The following is a 15,250-nucleotide window of genomic DNA, read 5'->3' on the forward strand; positions in this document are numbered from 1 at the left end:
CCACCTCCGCTCAGGAGATGCCATCGATTGAATTTGTGTGTGTCATCCGTCACGGCGGATATACGCAATTATAGGTAGAGGGGGGCGCCCTACACTGATCGAGGTCAAATGTGCGGTTCTGTATAAGAATCTTTCAATTTCATGATCGACTCCCGCGCCGCGGACAGGTCGATGACATCCCGCTACAATCGCCGGCGAGGAGGATGTCATGAACATCGAATGGTGGCACTGGACCGTAATCGGCATCGCCCTGATCCTGGCCGAGCTGGCGCTGCCGTCCTTTTTCCTGATCTGGTTCGGCATCGCGGGCTTGGCGATGGCGCTCGTGCTCCTCGTCGCGCCGGAGCTGTCGCTGACGGCCCAGCTCGCCACCTGGACCGCCCTGTCGCTGGTCATGGTCGTGCTGTGGTTCCGCGTGTTCAAGCCCAGCTTCCACAAGACCCGCATCGGCACCTCCGCGGGCGAGGTCATCGGCGAAGTCGGCCTGCTGGTCGGCGCGGTCGCGCCCTTCCAGCGCGGCAAGGTGCGCTTCCAGCGTCCGCTGCTGGGCGCCGAGGAGTGGGTGTGCCTCGCCGAAGACCCGATTCCCGCCGGCGAGCGCGTGCGCGTCGTCGCCGTCGAGGGCAGTTTCCTGAAAGTCGTCAAAGCCTGAGGAGATTTCATGAGCGGTAGCCTGATATTCGTCGTAGCCCTACTCATCTTCGTCGTCGTCACGCTCGCCAAGGGCGTGCGCATCCTGCCGCAGGGCGAGGAATGGATCGTCGAGCGCCTGGGCAAGTACCACAGCACCCTCAAGCCCGGCCTCAACATCATCATTCCCTACCTCGACAACGTCGCCTACAAGCTCGTCACCAAGGACATCATCCTCGACGTGCAGGAGCAGGAGGTCATCACGCGCGACAACGCCGTGATCCTCACCAACGCCATCGCCTTCATCAAGGTTACCGACCCGGTGAAGGCCGTGTATGGCGTGACCGACTTCGCCGAGGCGATCCGCAACCTGATCATGACCACGCTGCGTTCGATCGTCGGCGAGATGGAGCTCGACGAGGCGCTCTCGTCGCGCGACAAGATCAAGGCGCGCCTGAGGGAGAGCATCGCCGACGAGGCCGTCGACTGGGGCCTCACCGTGAAGTCGGTGGAGATCCAGGACATCAAGCCCTCCGAGTCGATGCAGCGCGCGATGGAGATGCAGGCCGCCGCCGAGCGCGAGCGCAAGGCGGCGGTGACCAAGGCCGAGGGTGAGAAGCAGGCGGCGATCCTCGAGGCCGAGGCGCGTCTCGAATCCGCCAAGCGCGACGCCAACGCCCAGGTCATGCTCGCCGAAGCCTCCGCCGAGGCGATCCGCCGCGTCGCCGCCGCCGTCGGCGACCAGCCCGGCCCGATGATGTACATGCTGGGCGAGAAGTACATCGCCTCGATGGAGCGCATGGGCTCGTCCGAGAGCGCCAAGGTCGTCGTGCTGCCGGCCGACCTGCAGGAGACGGTGCGGGGCCTGCTCGCGCGCGGCAAGATGGCGTGAGCGTGGGTGGCGGCAAGATCGGGGCGCCGTGTTCACTCCATCATCGGTGACGTAGGGCGGGAGGAGCGCAGCGCATCCCGCCACGCGGCGGGCGGACTGACGCGGACCGACGTGCCGCGGCAGGGGCGATCCCCGCACCGACTGCTCAGCGCACCGCGATCCGCCTCGACCCCAGCCCGCTCGCCCAGGCGCCGCAGCGGGTCGATGGGCGGCGTGGTCGGCTGGTAGCCGCGCAACCGCAGCCAGGCCTGCGCGCGGCTGCGGCCGGTGGCGGCCGCCTCCAGCACGTGGGCGACGGTCTCGAGCGCCCACTGGTTGCTCTGCTGGTAGTGCGTCGCCCACGGGTAGGCGAGCATGTTGCAGCGCGGCTCGTGCAGCGCGGCGACGACGAAGTTGTCGCGCAGCCGGTTGGCGAGCACAGCGCCGCTGGATTCCGCAAAATCGGAACGATTCGACCTACCCGCAGGTTGCTCGCAGACCGATTACGCATGCATCAAACGATGGCAACGAGCGGGCAGACGGTAAAAATCCGGCTTAGAGGACGAAATCCGTTCCGGTTAATGTACCCGCCCCCATCAGCGTGATCGCAAACTCCGCGTCGCTGTCGCTGTCGGTGCTGCCATAGAGCGTACGGGTGGCGCTCTCCGGATCGTAGACGTAGCGCAACTGTCCGGTAGCGTCCGTCGCGCTGAAGTCGGAGGTGCCAATAAACGTGAAAGCCTCATTAATCGCGGTTGTTGCGGCATCGGCGTCCAGGGTCGAGAAGTCGATTTTGTCCTGGCCGCGCACGAAATCGGTAATGATGTCCCAAGTACTGCTGGTAACACCGGTTTCGGCGAGAGCATTAAAGTCAAAGATGTCGCTGCCCCCTCCGCCTGTGAGCGTGTCCTGACCGGCACCACCGGTGAGCACGTTGTTAGCGGAACTGCCAGTCAATTGGTCACTAAAACTCGATCCGGTGAGGTTTTCGATCGACGACAGGGTATCCACGGCAGAGCCGCCGGTATTCTGTGCAGTATTGATCGCGAGGCTGACCGTGACCGCAGCGGTTGCGAGGCCATAATCCACGGTATCCGTTCCAGCTCCGCCCTTGATCACGTTATCGCCGGCCCCGGCGTAGAGCACGTTATTGAGACCGTTTCCGGTCAAATTAGCCGCGCTGGTTGCCAGAATCAGTCCATTCTCGACGTTGCTGCCCAGCGTGTAAGCCGCCAGGTTGCTCATAACGGTATCGATGCCGCCTGTGCTTGCCGTGGCATTGCTCTCGCTGACGATGTCCCCGGCGTTATCCACGTAGTAGATGTCGGACCCGTTGCCGCCTTTCATCGTGTCCGCGCCGATCCCGCCATTGAGCATGTTGGCGTTCGCATCGCCGGTCAGGGTGTCATTGAATCGGGAGCCGACGATGTGTTCAATCGCGATCAGGGTATCCAAGCCTGAACCGCCGGTCGCTTGCGAGGTCGTCAGGGACAGGTTCACGGTGACAGCGCTCGCGGCATCGCTGTAGTCAGCCGTGTCGATGCCGGCTCCGCCATTGAGGACGTTGTCGCCAGCGCCTGCGTAGAGCACGTTGTCCAAGGCGTTTCCGGTCAGATTGGCCGCGCCGGCGACAACGATGCGGCCATTCTCGATATTGCTGCCCAGGGTGTAGGTGCTCAGGCTGCTATGGACGACGTCGATGCCGCCTTCGGCGGCAATAGCACTGGTTTCGCTAACAACATCCCCGACACTGTCGACGTAGTAGGTGTCCGAACCGGCACCGCCATTCATGAAGTCATTGCCGCCGTAGCCGTTCAGCGTGTCGTTGCCCTCATACCCCATGAGCACGCTGTCGGCATTGGTTCCGTTGAGGGTGTCGTTGCCGGCAGTGCCGAATTGCAGATCGTCGAGCTTCAGACGATAACCGTCCTCGAATTCCACCTGCTCGACGCGGTAGCGCAGCGGGTTGGCATAGCTGTTGGGTCCGGCATCGACAAACCAGTAGTTGATCGTCAGCTGATCGGTGCTGTCATTGAGCTTCAGGATCAGGTTGTTGCCGTCGCGCACCAGCGTCACTTGATCGGGACGAATGCCGGCGCCCAGCCGGATCGTGTCGAGCGCGCCCACCGTCGCGTAGTCGTCGTCGGTGATCACGTCCTGCCCGGAGCCGTATCCGAACAGATAAACGTCGCCGCCAAAGCCGCCGTCCAGCGAGTCGTTGCCGGCTCCGCCGTCCAGAACGTCGCTGCCGGCGCCGCCCATGAGGGTGTCGCTGCCATCGCCGCCGTTGAGCGTGTCGAGGCCATCGCCCCCGTTGAGCAGGTCGTTGCCGATGCCGCCGTCGAGGCTGTCGTCACCACTGCCCCCGGCCAGGTTGTCATTGCCGGCACCGCCGAGCAGCAGATCGTTGTCGTTGCCGCCATTGAGCGTGTCGTCGCCCTCGCCACCGTCGAGGACATCGTTGCCGCCGTAGCCGACCAACAAATCGTTGCCGCCCAGCCCGAGATAGGTGTCGGCGGCGCTGTTGCCGTACAGCGTATCGCGCGCTTCGGTGGCGATGGGCAGCGACGCCGTGTCGGCCAGCTTGGCCGCATCCCACAGCGTGCCGTCCTCGAACTCCACCTGCTCGATGCGGTAGCGCAGCGGGTTGGCGTAGCTGTTCGGTCCGGCATCGACAAACCAGTAGTTGATGGTCAGCTGATCGGTGCTGTCATTGAGCTTCAGGACCAGGTTGTCGCCTTCGCGCACCAGCGTCACTTGATCGGGACGAATGCCGGCGCCCAGGCGGATCGTGTCGAGCGCGCCCACCGTCGCGTAGTCGTCGTCGGTGATCACGTCCTGCCCGGAGCCGTATCCGAACAGATAGATGTCGCCGCCAAAACCGCCGTCCAGCGAGTCGTTGCCGGCTCCACCGTCCAGAACGTCGCTGCCGGCGCCGCCCATGAGGGTGTCGCTGCCATCGCCGCCGTTGAGCGTGTCGAGGCCATCGCCCCCGTTGAGCAGGTCGTTGCCGATGCCGCCGTCGAGGCTGTCGTCACCACTGCCCCCGGCCAGGTTGTCATTGCCGGCACCGCCGAGCAGCAGATCGTTGTCGTTGCCGCCATTGAGCGTGTCGTCGCCCTCGCCACCGTCGAGGACATCGTTGCCGCCGTAGCCGACCAACAAATCGTTGCCGCCCAGCCCGAGATAGGTGTCGGCGGCGCTGTTGCCGTACAGCGTATCCCGTGCTTCGGTGGCGATGGGCAGCGACGCGGTGTCGGCCAACTTGGCCGCATCCCACAGCGTGCCGTCCTCGAATTCCACCTGCTCGACGCGGTAGCGCAGCGGGTTGGCGTAGCTGTTCGGTCCGGCATCGACAAACCAGTAGTTGATCGTCAGCTGATCGGTGCTGTCATTGAGCTTCAGGACCAGGTTGTCGCCTTCGCGCACCAGCGTCACTTGATCGGGACGAATGCCGGCGCCCAGGCGGATCGTGTCGAGTGCGCCCACCGTCGCGTAGTCGTCGTCGGTGATCACGTCCTGCCCGGAGCCGTATCCGAACAGATAGATGTCGCCGCCAAAGCCGCCGTCCAGCGTGTCGTTGCCTGCCCCACCGTCCAGAATGTCGCTGCCGGCGCCGCCCCGCAAGACATTGCTGCCAGCATTGCCGAGCAATCGGTTGTCTAGCTCGTTGCCGCTCCCATTTGTATTACTGCTACCGGTCAGGGTGAGGTTTTCGAAATTGGCCCCGAGGGTGTGGCTGATGCTGCTCAGAACCTCATCAACCCCTTCGCCGAGCATTTCTGTAACCCGATCGCCGGCGTCATCGACCACATAAAGATCATTACCTCCTCCCCCCGCCATGGCATCGGCGCCAGCACCGCCGTTCATGAAGTCATTGCCACCGTAGCCGTTCAGCGTGTCGTTGCCCTCATGCCCCATGAGCATGCTGTCGGCATTGGTTCCGTTGAGGGTGTCGTTGCCGGCAGTGCCGAATTGCAGATCGTCGAGGTTCAGACGATAACCGTCCTCGAACTCCACCTGCTCGACGCGGTAGCGCAGCGGGTTGGCATAGCTGTTGGGTCCGGCATCGACAAACCAGTAGTTGATGGTGAGCTGATCGGTGCTGTCATTGAGCTTCAGGACCAGGTTGTCGCCTTCGCGCACCAGCGTCACTTGATCGGGACGAATGCCGGCGCCCAGGCGGATCGTGTCGAGCGCGCCCACCGTCGCGTAGTCGTCGTCGGTGATCACGTCCTGCCCGGAGCCGTATCCGAACAGATAGATGTCGCCGCCAAAGCCGCCGTCCAGCGTGTCGTTGCCGGCTCCGCCGTCCAGAACGTCGCTGCCGGCGCCGCCCATGAGGGTGTCGCTGCCATCGCCGCCGTTGAGCGTGTCGAGGCCATCGCCCCCGTTGAGCAGGTCGTTGCCGATGCCGCCGTCGAGGCTGTCGTCACCACTGCCCCCGGCCAGGTTGTCATTGCCGGCACCGCCGAGCAGCAGATCGTTGTCGTTGCCGCCATTGAGCGTGTCGTCGCCCTCGCCACCGTCGAGGACATCGTTGCCGCCGTAGCCGACCAACAAATCGTTGCCGCCCAGCCCGAGATAGGTGTCGGCGGCGCTGTTGCCGTACAGCGTATCGCGCGCTTCGGTGGCGATGGGCAGCGACGCCGTGTCGGCCAACTTGGCCGCATCCCACAGCGTGCCGTCCTCGAATTCCACCTGCTCGACGCGGTAGCGCAGCGGGTTGGCGTAGCTGTTCGGTCCGGCATCGACAAACCAGTAGTTGATCGTCAGCTGATCGGTGCTGTCATTGAGCTTCAGGACCAGGTTGTCGCCTTCGCGCACCAGCGTCACTTGATCGGGACGAATGCCGGCGCCCAGCCGGATCGTGTCGAGTGCGCCCACCGTCGCGTAGTCGTCGTCGGTGATCACGTCCTGCCCGGAGCCGTATCCGAACAGATAGATGTCGCCGCCAAAGCCGCCGTCCAGCGAGTCGTTGCCGGCTCCGCCGTCCAGAACGTCGCTGCCGGCGCCGCCCATGAGGGTGTCGCTGCCATCGCCGCCGTTCAGCGTGTCGAGGCCATCGCTCCCGTTGAGCAGATCGTTGCCGATGCCGCCGTCGAGGCTGTCGTCACCGCTGCCCCCGGCCAGGTTGTCATTGCCGGCACCGCCGAGCAGCAGATCGTTGTCGTTGCCGCCATTGAGCGTGTCGTCGCCCTCGCCACCGTCGAGGACATCGTTGCCGCCGTAGCCGACCAACAAATCGTTGCCGCCCAGCCCGAGATAGGTGTCGGCGGCGCTGTTGCCGTACAGCGTATCGCGCGCTTCGGTGGCGATGGGCGGCGACGCGGTGTCGGCCAACTTGGCCGCATCCCACAGCGTGCCGTCCTCGAATTCCACCTGCTCGACGCGGTAGCGCAGCGGGTTGGCGTAGCTGTTCGGTCCGGCATCGACAAACCAGTAGTTGATGGTCAGCTGATCGGTGCTGTCATTGAGCTTCAGGACCAGGTTGTCGCCTTCGCGCACCAGCGTCACTTGATCGGGACGAATGCCGGCGCCCAGCCGGATCGTGTCGAGCGCGCCCACCGTCGCGTAGTCGTCGTCGGTGATCACGTCCTGCCCGGAGCCGTATCCGAACAGGTAAATGTCGCCGCCAAAGCCGCCGTCCAGCGTGTCGTTGCCGGCTCCGCCGTCCAGCACGTCGCTGCCGGCGCCGCCCATGAGGGTGTCGCTGCCATCGCCGCCGTTCAGCGTGTCGAGGCCATCGCTCCCGTTGAGCAGATCGTTGCCGATGCCGCCGTAGAGGCTGTCGTCACCGCTGCCTCCGGCCAGGTTGTCATTGCCGGCACCGCCGAGCAGCAGATCGTTGTCGTTGCCGCCATTGAGCGTGTCGTCGCCCTCGCCACCGTCGAGGACATCGTTGCCGCCGTAGCCGACCAACAAATCGTTGTCGCCCAGCCCGAGATAGGTGTCGGCGGCGCTGTTGCCGTACAGCGTATCGCGCGCTTCGGTGGCGATGGGCAGCGACGCGGTGTCGGCCAGCTTGGCCGCATCCCACAGCGTGCCGTCCTCGAACTCCACCTGCTCGACGCGGTAGCGCAGCGGGTTGGCATAGCTGTTGGGTCCGGCATCGACAAACCAGTAGTTGATGGTGAGCTGATCGGTGCTGTCATTGAGCTTCAGGACCAGGTTGTCGCCTTCGCGCACCAGCGTCACTTGATCGGGACGAATGCCGGCGCCCAGCCGGATCGTGTCGAGCGCGCCCACCGTCGCGTAGTCGTCGTCGGTGATCACGTCCTGCCCGGAGCCGTATCCGAACAGATAGATGTCGCTGCCAAAACCGCCGACCAGCGTGTCGTTGCCTGCTCCACCGTCGAGGGTGTCAGTCCCCGCGCTACCGATCAGAATGTCGTTGTCGTTGGTTCCGGTCAGCGTTGCCATGAATCATCCACTTTGTCAGTTTTGAATTGCGCGCACTCTACATGACAAAGGGGTCTTATGACACTGACAATCCTTACAGCATAATAATAGTCTTCTAGACTAGCACGGTACCTAGTTTGAGTTTCGGCGGAGAGCGTCGAGGATGCAGAGTCTCGGAAAATCGCGGAAGAGCGTTGGACGTGGTGGCGACCAAACGCGCGTCCGGAAGACGCGTTACTTTTCTGGTTCAAGTACGCAGGGGTTCTGCTTAAAGTATTGATAAATGATACTTTAATAGATCTTTTTCGCCTGCCGTGTCATCCACGTAAACTTGGAACCGCATTCTCCCCACTGGAAGCGCCCATGAGCACCACTGCCGACCTCGTCGCTACCCTAAAAACTGAACTGAAGGCCGCCGGCCTGACCTACGCCACGCTCGCGGTGCGCCTCGGCATGGCTGAGTCCAGCGTCAAGCGCATGTTCTCGGCGAGCGGAGACATGTCGCTGTCGCGCATCGACGCGATCTGCCGTGTGCTGAACCTCGATTTCGCCGACCTCGCGCGCCGCGTCGCCGAGCACGAGCCGCTGCTCGACGAGCTGACCCTGGCGCAGGAGAAGGCGGTCGTCGGCGACCGCCAGCTGCTGCTGGTGGCGATCTGCTGTCTCAGCCACTGGAGCGCGGAGCAGATCGTCGCGACCTACCAGATGAGCGAGGCCGACGTCGTGAAGCAGCTGACCCACCTCGACCGCCTCGGCATCATCGACCTGCGCCCCGGCAACCGCTACCACCTCAAGGTCGCCAAGGGCTTCCGCTGGCGCCCGCACGGGCCGGTGATGCAGTACTTCCGCGGCGAGGTCATCGACGACTACTTCGCCGGCGGCTTCGACGGCGAATCCGAGATGCTGATGGTCGTGCATGGGCAGATCGGTCGCGGGCTCGCGCATTCCTTCCGCGAGCGCCTCGCGCGCGTCGGGCAGGATTTCGCGCAACAGCACATCGCCGACCAGAAACTCTCGCCCGCCGACCGCCGCCCCTATACCCTCGTCATCGGCATGCGCTCCTGGCTGATGGCGGCGTTCCGCGACATGAAGCGACCCGAAGTGCCGTGGCCGGACGCGTCGGCGCGCTGACCTTTCTTCGATTTCCGGAACGAGACCCCACCATGCTCCGATCCCTCCTCAAACCCCTGCTGCGCGGCCTCGCGCGCCTGCTCTTCCGCGTGCGCATCAGCGGCCGCGTGCCCGCCGGCGAGGCGCGCCTACTGGTGATCGCGAACCACGAATCCTTCCTCGACGGTCTGCTGCTGGGGCTCTTCCTGCCGCTCGACCCGGTCTTCGTCGTGCATACCACGGTCGCCAACAAGCGCGGGTTCCGCCTGATGCTGTCGCTGGTCGACTACCTTGCGGTGGATCCGACCAGCCCGATGGCGATGAAGAAGGTCGTGCGCCTGCTCGAATCCGGCCGCCCGGTCGTGATCTTCCCCGAGGGGCGCATCACCACCACGGGCAGCCTGATGAAGACCTATGACGGCCCGGCCTTCGTCGCCGCGCGCACGGGCGCGACCATCCTGCCGGTGAAGATCGACGGCGCCGCGCGCACCTACTTCTCGCGCATGGGCGGGCGCTTCCCGCGCCGCTTCTTCCCGCAACTGGCGCTGACGATCCATCCGGTGACGCACATCGACGTCCCGGTCGCGCCGACCGCGCGCGAACGCCGCCGCCGCGCGGGCGAGGCGATGCGCCGCATCATGCAGGAGATGATCTTCGCCAGCCGCCCGCAGCAGACGCTGTTTGAGGCCCTCCTCGACGCCGCCTCCATCCACGGCCGCTCGCGCCGCCTCGTCGAGGATCTGAAGCAGGAGGAGTATTCCTACGGCGACCTGATCAAGATGGCACTCGCGCTCGGCCGCCTCGTCGCGAAGGAGTCCGGCCCGAACGAGCATGTCGGCATCCTGCTGCCCAACCTCGCGCCGACCTTGGCGCTGGTCTTCGGCCTCACCGCCTTCCGCCGCATCCCCGCGATGCTCAATTACACCGCCGGGGCCGACGGTATGCAGGCCGCGTGCGCGGCGGCGCAGATCCGCACCGTGCTCACCTCGCGCGCCTTCGTCGAGCAGGCCAAGCTCGGCGACAAGCTCGCGGCGCTCGCGGTGGTGTGCCCCGAGCTGCGTTTCGTGTACCTGGAAGACCTGCGCGGCAAGATGGGCCTGGTCGACAAGCTGTGGCTCATGCTGTGGGCGCTGCGCTTCCCGGGCGCGGCGACCTCGATCGGCGCGCCGGAGGACACGGCGGTGGTGCTGTTCACGTCCGGTTCCGAGGGCAAGCCCAAGGGCGTCGTGCTGTCGCACCGCGCCTTGCTCGCCAACATCGCGCAGATCCGGGCGGTCGTCGATTTCTCGGTCGACGACAAGATCCTCAACGCGCTGCCGCTGTTCCACTCCTTCGGGCTGACCGCCGGCGGCCTGCTGCCGGTGCTCTCCGGCGCCAACGTGTTCCTCTACCCCAGCCCGCTGCACTACCGCGTGATCCCGGAAGTCGCCTACGACCGCGGCTGCAGCGTGCTGCTCGGCACCAGCACCTTCCTCGCGAACTACGCGCGCTTCGCCCACCCCTACGATTTCTACCGCCTGCGCTACGTCATCGCCGGTGCCGAGAAGCTCGCCGAGCCGGTGCGCCAGCTGTGGTTCGAGCGTTTCGGCATCCGCATCTTCGAAGGCTACGGCGCGACCGAGACCGCACCGGTGATGGCGGTGAACACGCCGATGGCCTACCGCACGGGCACCGTCGGCCAGTTCCTGCCCGGCCTGCAGGCGCGCCTCGTGCCCGTGCCGGGCATCGCCCGGGGCGGCATGCTGCACGTGTCCGGCCCCAACCTGATGAGCGGTTACCTCAAGGTCGACCAGCCGGGCGTGCCGCAGGCGCCGGCCTCGGAGGCGGGCGAGGGCTGGTACGAGACCGGCGACGTGGTCGAGCTCGACGACGACGGCTTCGTGCGCATCGTCGGCCGTGTAAAGCGCTTCGCCAAGATCGCCGGCGAGATGGTGAGCCTCGAGGCGGTCGAGAAGCTCGCCGCGGCGACCGCACCGGCCGCCCAGCATGCCGCCTCCACCCAGGCCGATGCCGCGAAGGGCGAGGCGCTGGTGTTGTTCACCAGCGAGCGCGCCCTCACGCGCGACCGCCTGCTCGCCGCCGCGCGAGAATCAGGCGTGCCCGAGCTCGCCGTGCCGCGCAGGATCGTCGCGGTCGAAGCCTTGCCGCTGCTGGGCACCGGCAAGATCGACTACGTGACGCTCAAGCGCTGGGCGGAGGCCGCGTGATGGTGCGTGCCTTCTCCCCGGCGCGCCGCCGCTGGCTCGCGGCCGCACTGGGCCTGACGGCCGCGGGCGGCGTCGCCGCGCTGGGCAGCCGCCCGTGGCTGATGAACCCCTGCCATGCGACGCTGCCGGACGAACTGGCGCGCCATGACATCGTGCGCAGCGCGTGGGCGGGGCTGGACCCGGCGCAGGTGTGGGACTGCCACGCGCATCTGGCGGGCATCGGCGACGGCGGCAGCGGCATCGCGATCTCGCCCGAGATGCTGAGCCCGCTGCACCCGCTGCAATACCTGCAGCGTCTCTTCTACCTCAACGCCGGCTGCGCGCACGAGGCGCCGGGGCGCGTCGACCAGAGCTACGTCGAGCGTCTGCACAACCTCATCGACGGCATGGCGCCGGGCTTCAAGCTGATGCTCTTCGCCTTCGATCGTGCGCACGACGCGGCCGGCCGCGCGCTGCCCGGGCAGTCCGCGTTCTTCGTGCCCGATGCGTATGCACGCGATGTCACGCGGGCCGCTCCGCAGCGTTTCGAATGGGTGTGCTCCGTGCACCCCTATCGTCCGGATGCGGTGGCGGCGCTGGAAGCGGCCACCGCCGACGGTGCGCGCGCGGTGAAGTGGCTGCCGCCGGCGATGGGCATCGACCCCGCGGCGCCCGCGTGCGACCGTTTCTACGACGCCCTCGTGCGCCTCGACCTGCCGCTCATCACGCACGCCGGTGAGGAGCAGGCGGTGTCCGGCGCCGGCCACGCAGACCTCGGCAACCCGCTGCGCCTGCGCCGTGCGCTCGATCGCGGAGTGCGCGTCGTGATGGCGCATTGCGCGAGCATCGGCGCGGACGTCGACCTCGACCGCGGCGCCGATGGTCCGCGCGTGCCCAGCTTCCAGCTCTTCGCTCGCATGATGGACGAGCCGCGCCACGCCCGCCTGCTCTTCGCCGACATCTCCGCGATCACGCAGCGCAATCGCGACCTCGCGGTGCTGCGTGCGATCATCGAGCGCGAGGACTGGCACCCGCGTCTGCTGTTCGGCACCGACTACCCGCTGCCGGGCATCCTGCCGCTGATCTCGCCGACGCAGTTCGCCGCCGAAGGCATGCTCGACGCGCAGGCCGTACCGGTGCTGGAAGGGATCCGCGAGCACAATCCGATCCTGTTCGATCTCGTGCTCAAGCGCCACCTGCACAGCCGCGGCAAGCGCTTCGCGCCGGCCGTCTTCGAAACCCGACGCTTCTTCACCCGGACCCCGACATGAGCTCCCAGTTCCAGCTGATGCGCGAGCGGCGCTTCCTGCCCTTCTTCCTGACGCAGTTCCTCGGCGCCTTCAACGACAACGTCTACAAGAACGCGCTGGTGGTGCTGATCACCTTCCAGGCCGCGCGCTACACGACGCTCTCGCCCGGCGTGCTGGTGAACCTCGCCGCGGGCATCTTCATCCTGCCCTTCTTCCTCTTCTCCGCGACCTCCGGCCAGCTCGCCGACAAGCACGAAAAAAGCCGCCTGATCCGCATCACCAAGCTCATGGAGATCGGCGTGATGGGCCTCGGCACGCTCGCCTTCGCGCTCGACTCGCTCGCGCTGATGTTCGCAGCGCTGTTCCTGATGGGGACCCAGTCGTCGATCTTCGGGCCGGTGAAATACGCCATCCTGCCCGTGCATCTGCGCGAGCACGAACTCGTCGGCGGCAACGCGCTGGTCGAGTCGGGCACCTTCGTCGCCATCCTCGTCGGCACCATCGCCGGCGGCGTCACGATCGCGCTGCCGGGCGGCGCGGTGTGGGTGTCGGCCGTGGTGCTGGTGGTCGCGGTGCTGGGCTACGTCGCGAGCCGCGGCGTGCCGGCGGCACCGATCGCGGCGCCGGACCTGAAGGTCAACTGGAACCCGCTCACCGAGACCTGGCGCAACATCGCCTTCACGCGCGGCAACCGCACCGTGTTCCTGTCCATCCTCGGCATCTCGTGGTTCTGGTTCTACGGCGCGCTGTTCCTGTCGCAATTCCCCGGCTACGCCAAGGACGTGCTGGGTGGCGACGAGCACGCGGTGACGCTGCTGCTGGCGCTGTTCTCGGTCGGCATCGGCGTCGGTTCGCTGCTGTGCGAGCGGCTCTCCGGCAAGCACGTCGAGATCGGCCTGGTGCCCTTCGGCTCGATCGGCCTGTCGCTGTTCGCGTTCGACCTGTGGTGGGCCAGCCCCGCCGCCGCGCACGCCGGCGAGGCGCTGCCGCTCGCGACGGTGCTGGCGAGCCCGGCGACCTGGCGCGCGCTTTTCGACCTCGTGATGATCGGCGTCTTCGGCGGCTTCTTCATCGTGCCGCTGTACGCGCTGGTGCAGGCGCGCTCGGAGCCCGGCCACCGCTCGCGCATCATCGCCGGCAACAACATCCTCAACGCCCTCTTCATGGTCGTCGCCGCCGGACTGGGCGCGGGTCTGCTCGCCGCGGGGTGCACGATCCCGCAGCTGATCCTCATCACCGCCATCCTCAACGCCGCGGTCGCCCTCTACATCTACACGCTGGTGCCGGAGTTCCTCGTGCGCTTCATCGTGTGGCTGCTGGTGCATACCGTGTATCGCCTGCGCGTGAAGGGCGTCGAGCACATCCCCGAGGAGGGGCCGGCGCTGCTCGTCGCCAACCACGTCAGCTTCGTCGATGCGCTGGTGATCATGGCCGCCTCGCGCCGCCCGATCCGATTCGTGATGGATCACCACATCTTCCGCTGGCCCATCCTGTCCTTCGTCTTCCGCTCCAGTCGGGCGATCCCCATCGCGCCGGCGAAGGAAGACGCCACGATGATGGAGCGCGCCTTCGACGAGGTCGCCCGCGCGCTGAAAGCGGGCGAGCTGGTCGGCATCTTCCCCGAAGGGCGCATCACCGACGACGGTGAGCTCAAGCCCTTCCGCCCCGGCATCCGCCGCATCGTCGAGCGCACGCCGGTCCCGGTCGTGCCGCTCGCGCTGCGCGGCCTGTGGGGCAGCAGCTTCAGCCGCAAGGACGGACCGGCGCTGAGCCGCCCCTTCCGCCGCGGCTTCTTCAGCCGCATCGAGCTGGTCGGTGGCGCGCCTTTCGCGCCCGAGGCAGCCACCCCCGAAAGCCTGCAGGCGGCGGTCGCCGGCCTGCGTGGCGAGATGCGCTAGTCGCGCCCGAGAAATCCCTCGATCGCCGCTGCAACCTGTTCCGGCTGGTCGTGCTGCAGGTTGTGGCCGGATCCGGTGATCGTCACGCGCCGCATGTCCGCGAAGCAGGCGAGCCGGCGATCTATCTCCGCGGGATCGTCGGCGAAACGCTCGGTCACGTAGCCCTTGTCGGCGATCAGCATCAGCACCGGCGCCTTGATCCCGCGCCACGCCGCCATCACGTCGCGGGCCTGGTAGCGCAGCGGCGAGGGTACCTTGTGCCAGGGGTCGCCGCCCATCGTGAGCTGCCCGTCGGGAAGCGTCCGGGTCACGTTGCGCGCCAGGAAGGCGGCCTGTTCAGCCGTGAGGCGCGGATTCACGAGCATCAGGCGACGCGCGAAGGTTTCGTGATCGAGGTAACTGCGCGTCGGCTGTTCCTTGCGCAGATTATCGAGCCAGGCAGACAGCTGTCCCGGTGCATCGGCCTCGTCCGTCGCGGTCAGACCGAGGAAGTCCATCATCACCAGCTGTTGAACACGCTCCGGCCGCACGCCTGCGTAAGGTGACGAGATTGCCGCGCCCATGCTGTGGCCGACGAGGCGCGCAGGGCGATCCGGCGAATAGTGCGCCAGCAGCGCGTCGAGATCGCCGTAGTAGTCGGGGAACCAGTACGGGCGGTGAATCCACTCGGACTGACCGTAACCGCGCCAGTCGGGAGCGATCACGTGCCACTCCTGCTGCAGCGCATCGACGACGAACTGGAAGGTGGCCGAGCTGTCCATCCAGCCGTGCAGGAAGAAGACGACCGGGGCGTCGGTGGCGCCCCAGTGGCGGACGTTGTAGCGCAGCCCGCGGATGTCGAGCTGCTCGCAGTGGGAAGCTTTCATCCCGCCGATGATAGCAAGCCCGGCCGCGCCGCGCCGG

General features: G+C 66.4%; 9 protein-coding genes. 6 read left to right on the forward strand and 3 right to left on the reverse strand.

What is annotated here, in order from left to right:
* Window positions 1–208: 208 nt before the first annotated feature.
* Together U5817_RS01135 and U5817_RS01140 are read left to right on the forward strand one after the other, a co-directional pair.
* Window positions 209–652, forward strand: coding sequence for an NfeD family protein (locus U5817_RS01135; protein WP_407279433.1), 444 nt, complete (start codon window positions 209–211; stop codon window positions 650–652).
* Window positions 653–661: 9 nt separating this feature from the next.
* Window positions 662–1,522 carry an SPFH domain-containing protein gene (locus U5817_RS01140; protein WP_407279434.1) on the forward strand — a complete coding sequence of 287 codons (861 nt, stop codon included), beginning with the start codon at window positions 662–664 and terminating at the stop codon, window positions 1,520–1,522.
* Between the two features lie 32 nt (window positions 1,523–1,554).
* On the opposite strand, the gene U5817_RS01145 is transcribed toward U5817_RS01140, so the two are convergent.
* Complete coding sequence (locus tag U5817_RS01145) at window positions 1,555–1,941, reverse strand: DUF2145 domain-containing protein (protein ID WP_407279435.1); 387 nt, start codon at window positions 1,939–1,941, stop codon at window positions 1,555–1,557.
* Between the two features lie 115 nt (window positions 1,942–2,056).
* Window positions 2,057–7,924, reverse strand: coding sequence for a calcium-binding protein (locus tag U5817_RS01150; protein ID WP_407279436.1), 5,868 nt, complete (start codon window positions 7,922–7,924; stop codon window positions 2,057–2,059).
* Between the two features lie 342 nt (window positions 7,925–8,266).
* On the opposite strand from U5817_RS01150, the gene U5817_RS01155 reads away from it, so the two are divergent.
* From U5817_RS01155 to U5817_RS01170, 4 genes are read left to right on the forward strand one after another with little or no spacing between them, the layout of a single operon-like run.
* Entirely contained in the window at window positions 8,267–9,034 is a 768-nt protein-coding gene (locus tag U5817_RS01155) for a helix-turn-helix domain-containing protein (protein ID WP_407279437.1), read from the forward strand.
* Between the two features lie 32 nt (window positions 9,035–9,066).
* Complete coding sequence (gene aas, locus U5817_RS01160; RefSeq protein ID WP_407279438.1) at window positions 9,067–11,220, forward strand: bifunctional acyl-ACP--phospholipid O-acyltransferase/long-chain-fatty-acid--ACP ligase; 2,154 nt, start codon at window positions 9,067–9,069, stop codon at window positions 11,218–11,220.
* On the forward strand, window positions 11,220–12,470 hold the full coding sequence (locus U5817_RS01165) for an amidohydrolase family protein (protein WP_407281141.1): 1,251 nt from the start codon (window positions 11,220–11,222) through the stop codon (window positions 12,468–12,470). The genes aas and U5817_RS01165 overlap by 1 nt, the downstream gene beginning before the upstream one ends.
* Window positions 12,467–14,347, forward strand: a complete 1,881-nt coding sequence (locus U5817_RS01170; protein WP_407279439.1) for an MFS transporter — start codon at window positions 12,467–12,469, stop codon at window positions 14,345–14,347. The genes U5817_RS01165 and U5817_RS01170 overlap by 4 nt, the downstream gene beginning before the upstream one ends.
* Here the strand turns inward: U5817_RS01170 and U5817_RS01175 are convergent.
* The gene (locus tag U5817_RS01175; protein WP_407279440.1) at window positions 14,344–15,213 is read right to left on the reverse strand and encodes an alpha/beta fold hydrolase; all 870 of its coding nucleotides are present in this window, start codon (window positions 15,211–15,213) and stop codon (window positions 14,344–14,346) included. The genes U5817_RS01170 and U5817_RS01175 overlap by 4 nt on opposite strands.
* Window positions 15,214–15,250 lie beyond the last annotated feature (37 nt).

It is taken from the genome of Aromatoleum evansii (genome assembly GCF_045689615.1).
Lineage (GTDB): Bacteria > Pseudomonadota > Gammaproteobacteria > Burkholderiales > Rhodocyclaceae > Aromatoleum > Aromatoleum evansii.

What these genes read in the sequence shown, in the direction of transcription:
- U5817_RS01135 (WP_407279433.1), top strand. Translation starts at nt 209, where the DNA reads ATGAACATCGAATGGTGGCACTGGACCGTAATCGGCATCGCCCTGATC.
- U5817_RS01140 (WP_407279434.1), top strand. Translation starts at nt 662, where the DNA reads ATGAGCGGTAGCCTGATATTCGTCGTAGCCCTACTCATCTTCGTCGTC.
- U5817_RS01150 (WP_407279436.1), bottom strand. Translation starts at nt 7,924, where the DNA reads ATGGCAACGCTGACCGGAACCAACGACAACGACATTCTGATCGGTAGC.
- U5817_RS01155 (WP_407279437.1), top strand. Translation starts at nt 8,267, where the DNA reads ATGAGCACCACTGCCGACCTCGTCGCTACCCTAAAAACTGAACTGAAG.
- aas (WP_407279438.1), top strand. Translation starts at nt 9,067, where the DNA reads ATGCTCCGATCCCTCCTCAAACCCCTGCTGCGCGGCCTCGCGCGCCTG.
- U5817_RS01165 (WP_407281141.1), top strand. Translation starts at nt 11,220, where the DNA reads ATGGTGCGTGCCTTCTCCCCGGCGCGCCGCCGCTGGCTCGCGGCCGCA.
- U5817_RS01170 (WP_407279439.1), top strand. Translation starts at nt 12,467, where the DNA reads ATGAGCTCCCAGTTCCAGCTGATGCGCGAGCGGCGCTTCCTGCCCTTC.
- U5817_RS01175 (WP_407279440.1), bottom strand. Translation starts at nt 15,213, where the DNA reads ATGAAAGCTTCCCACTGCGAGCAGCTCGACATCCGCGGGCTGCGCTAC.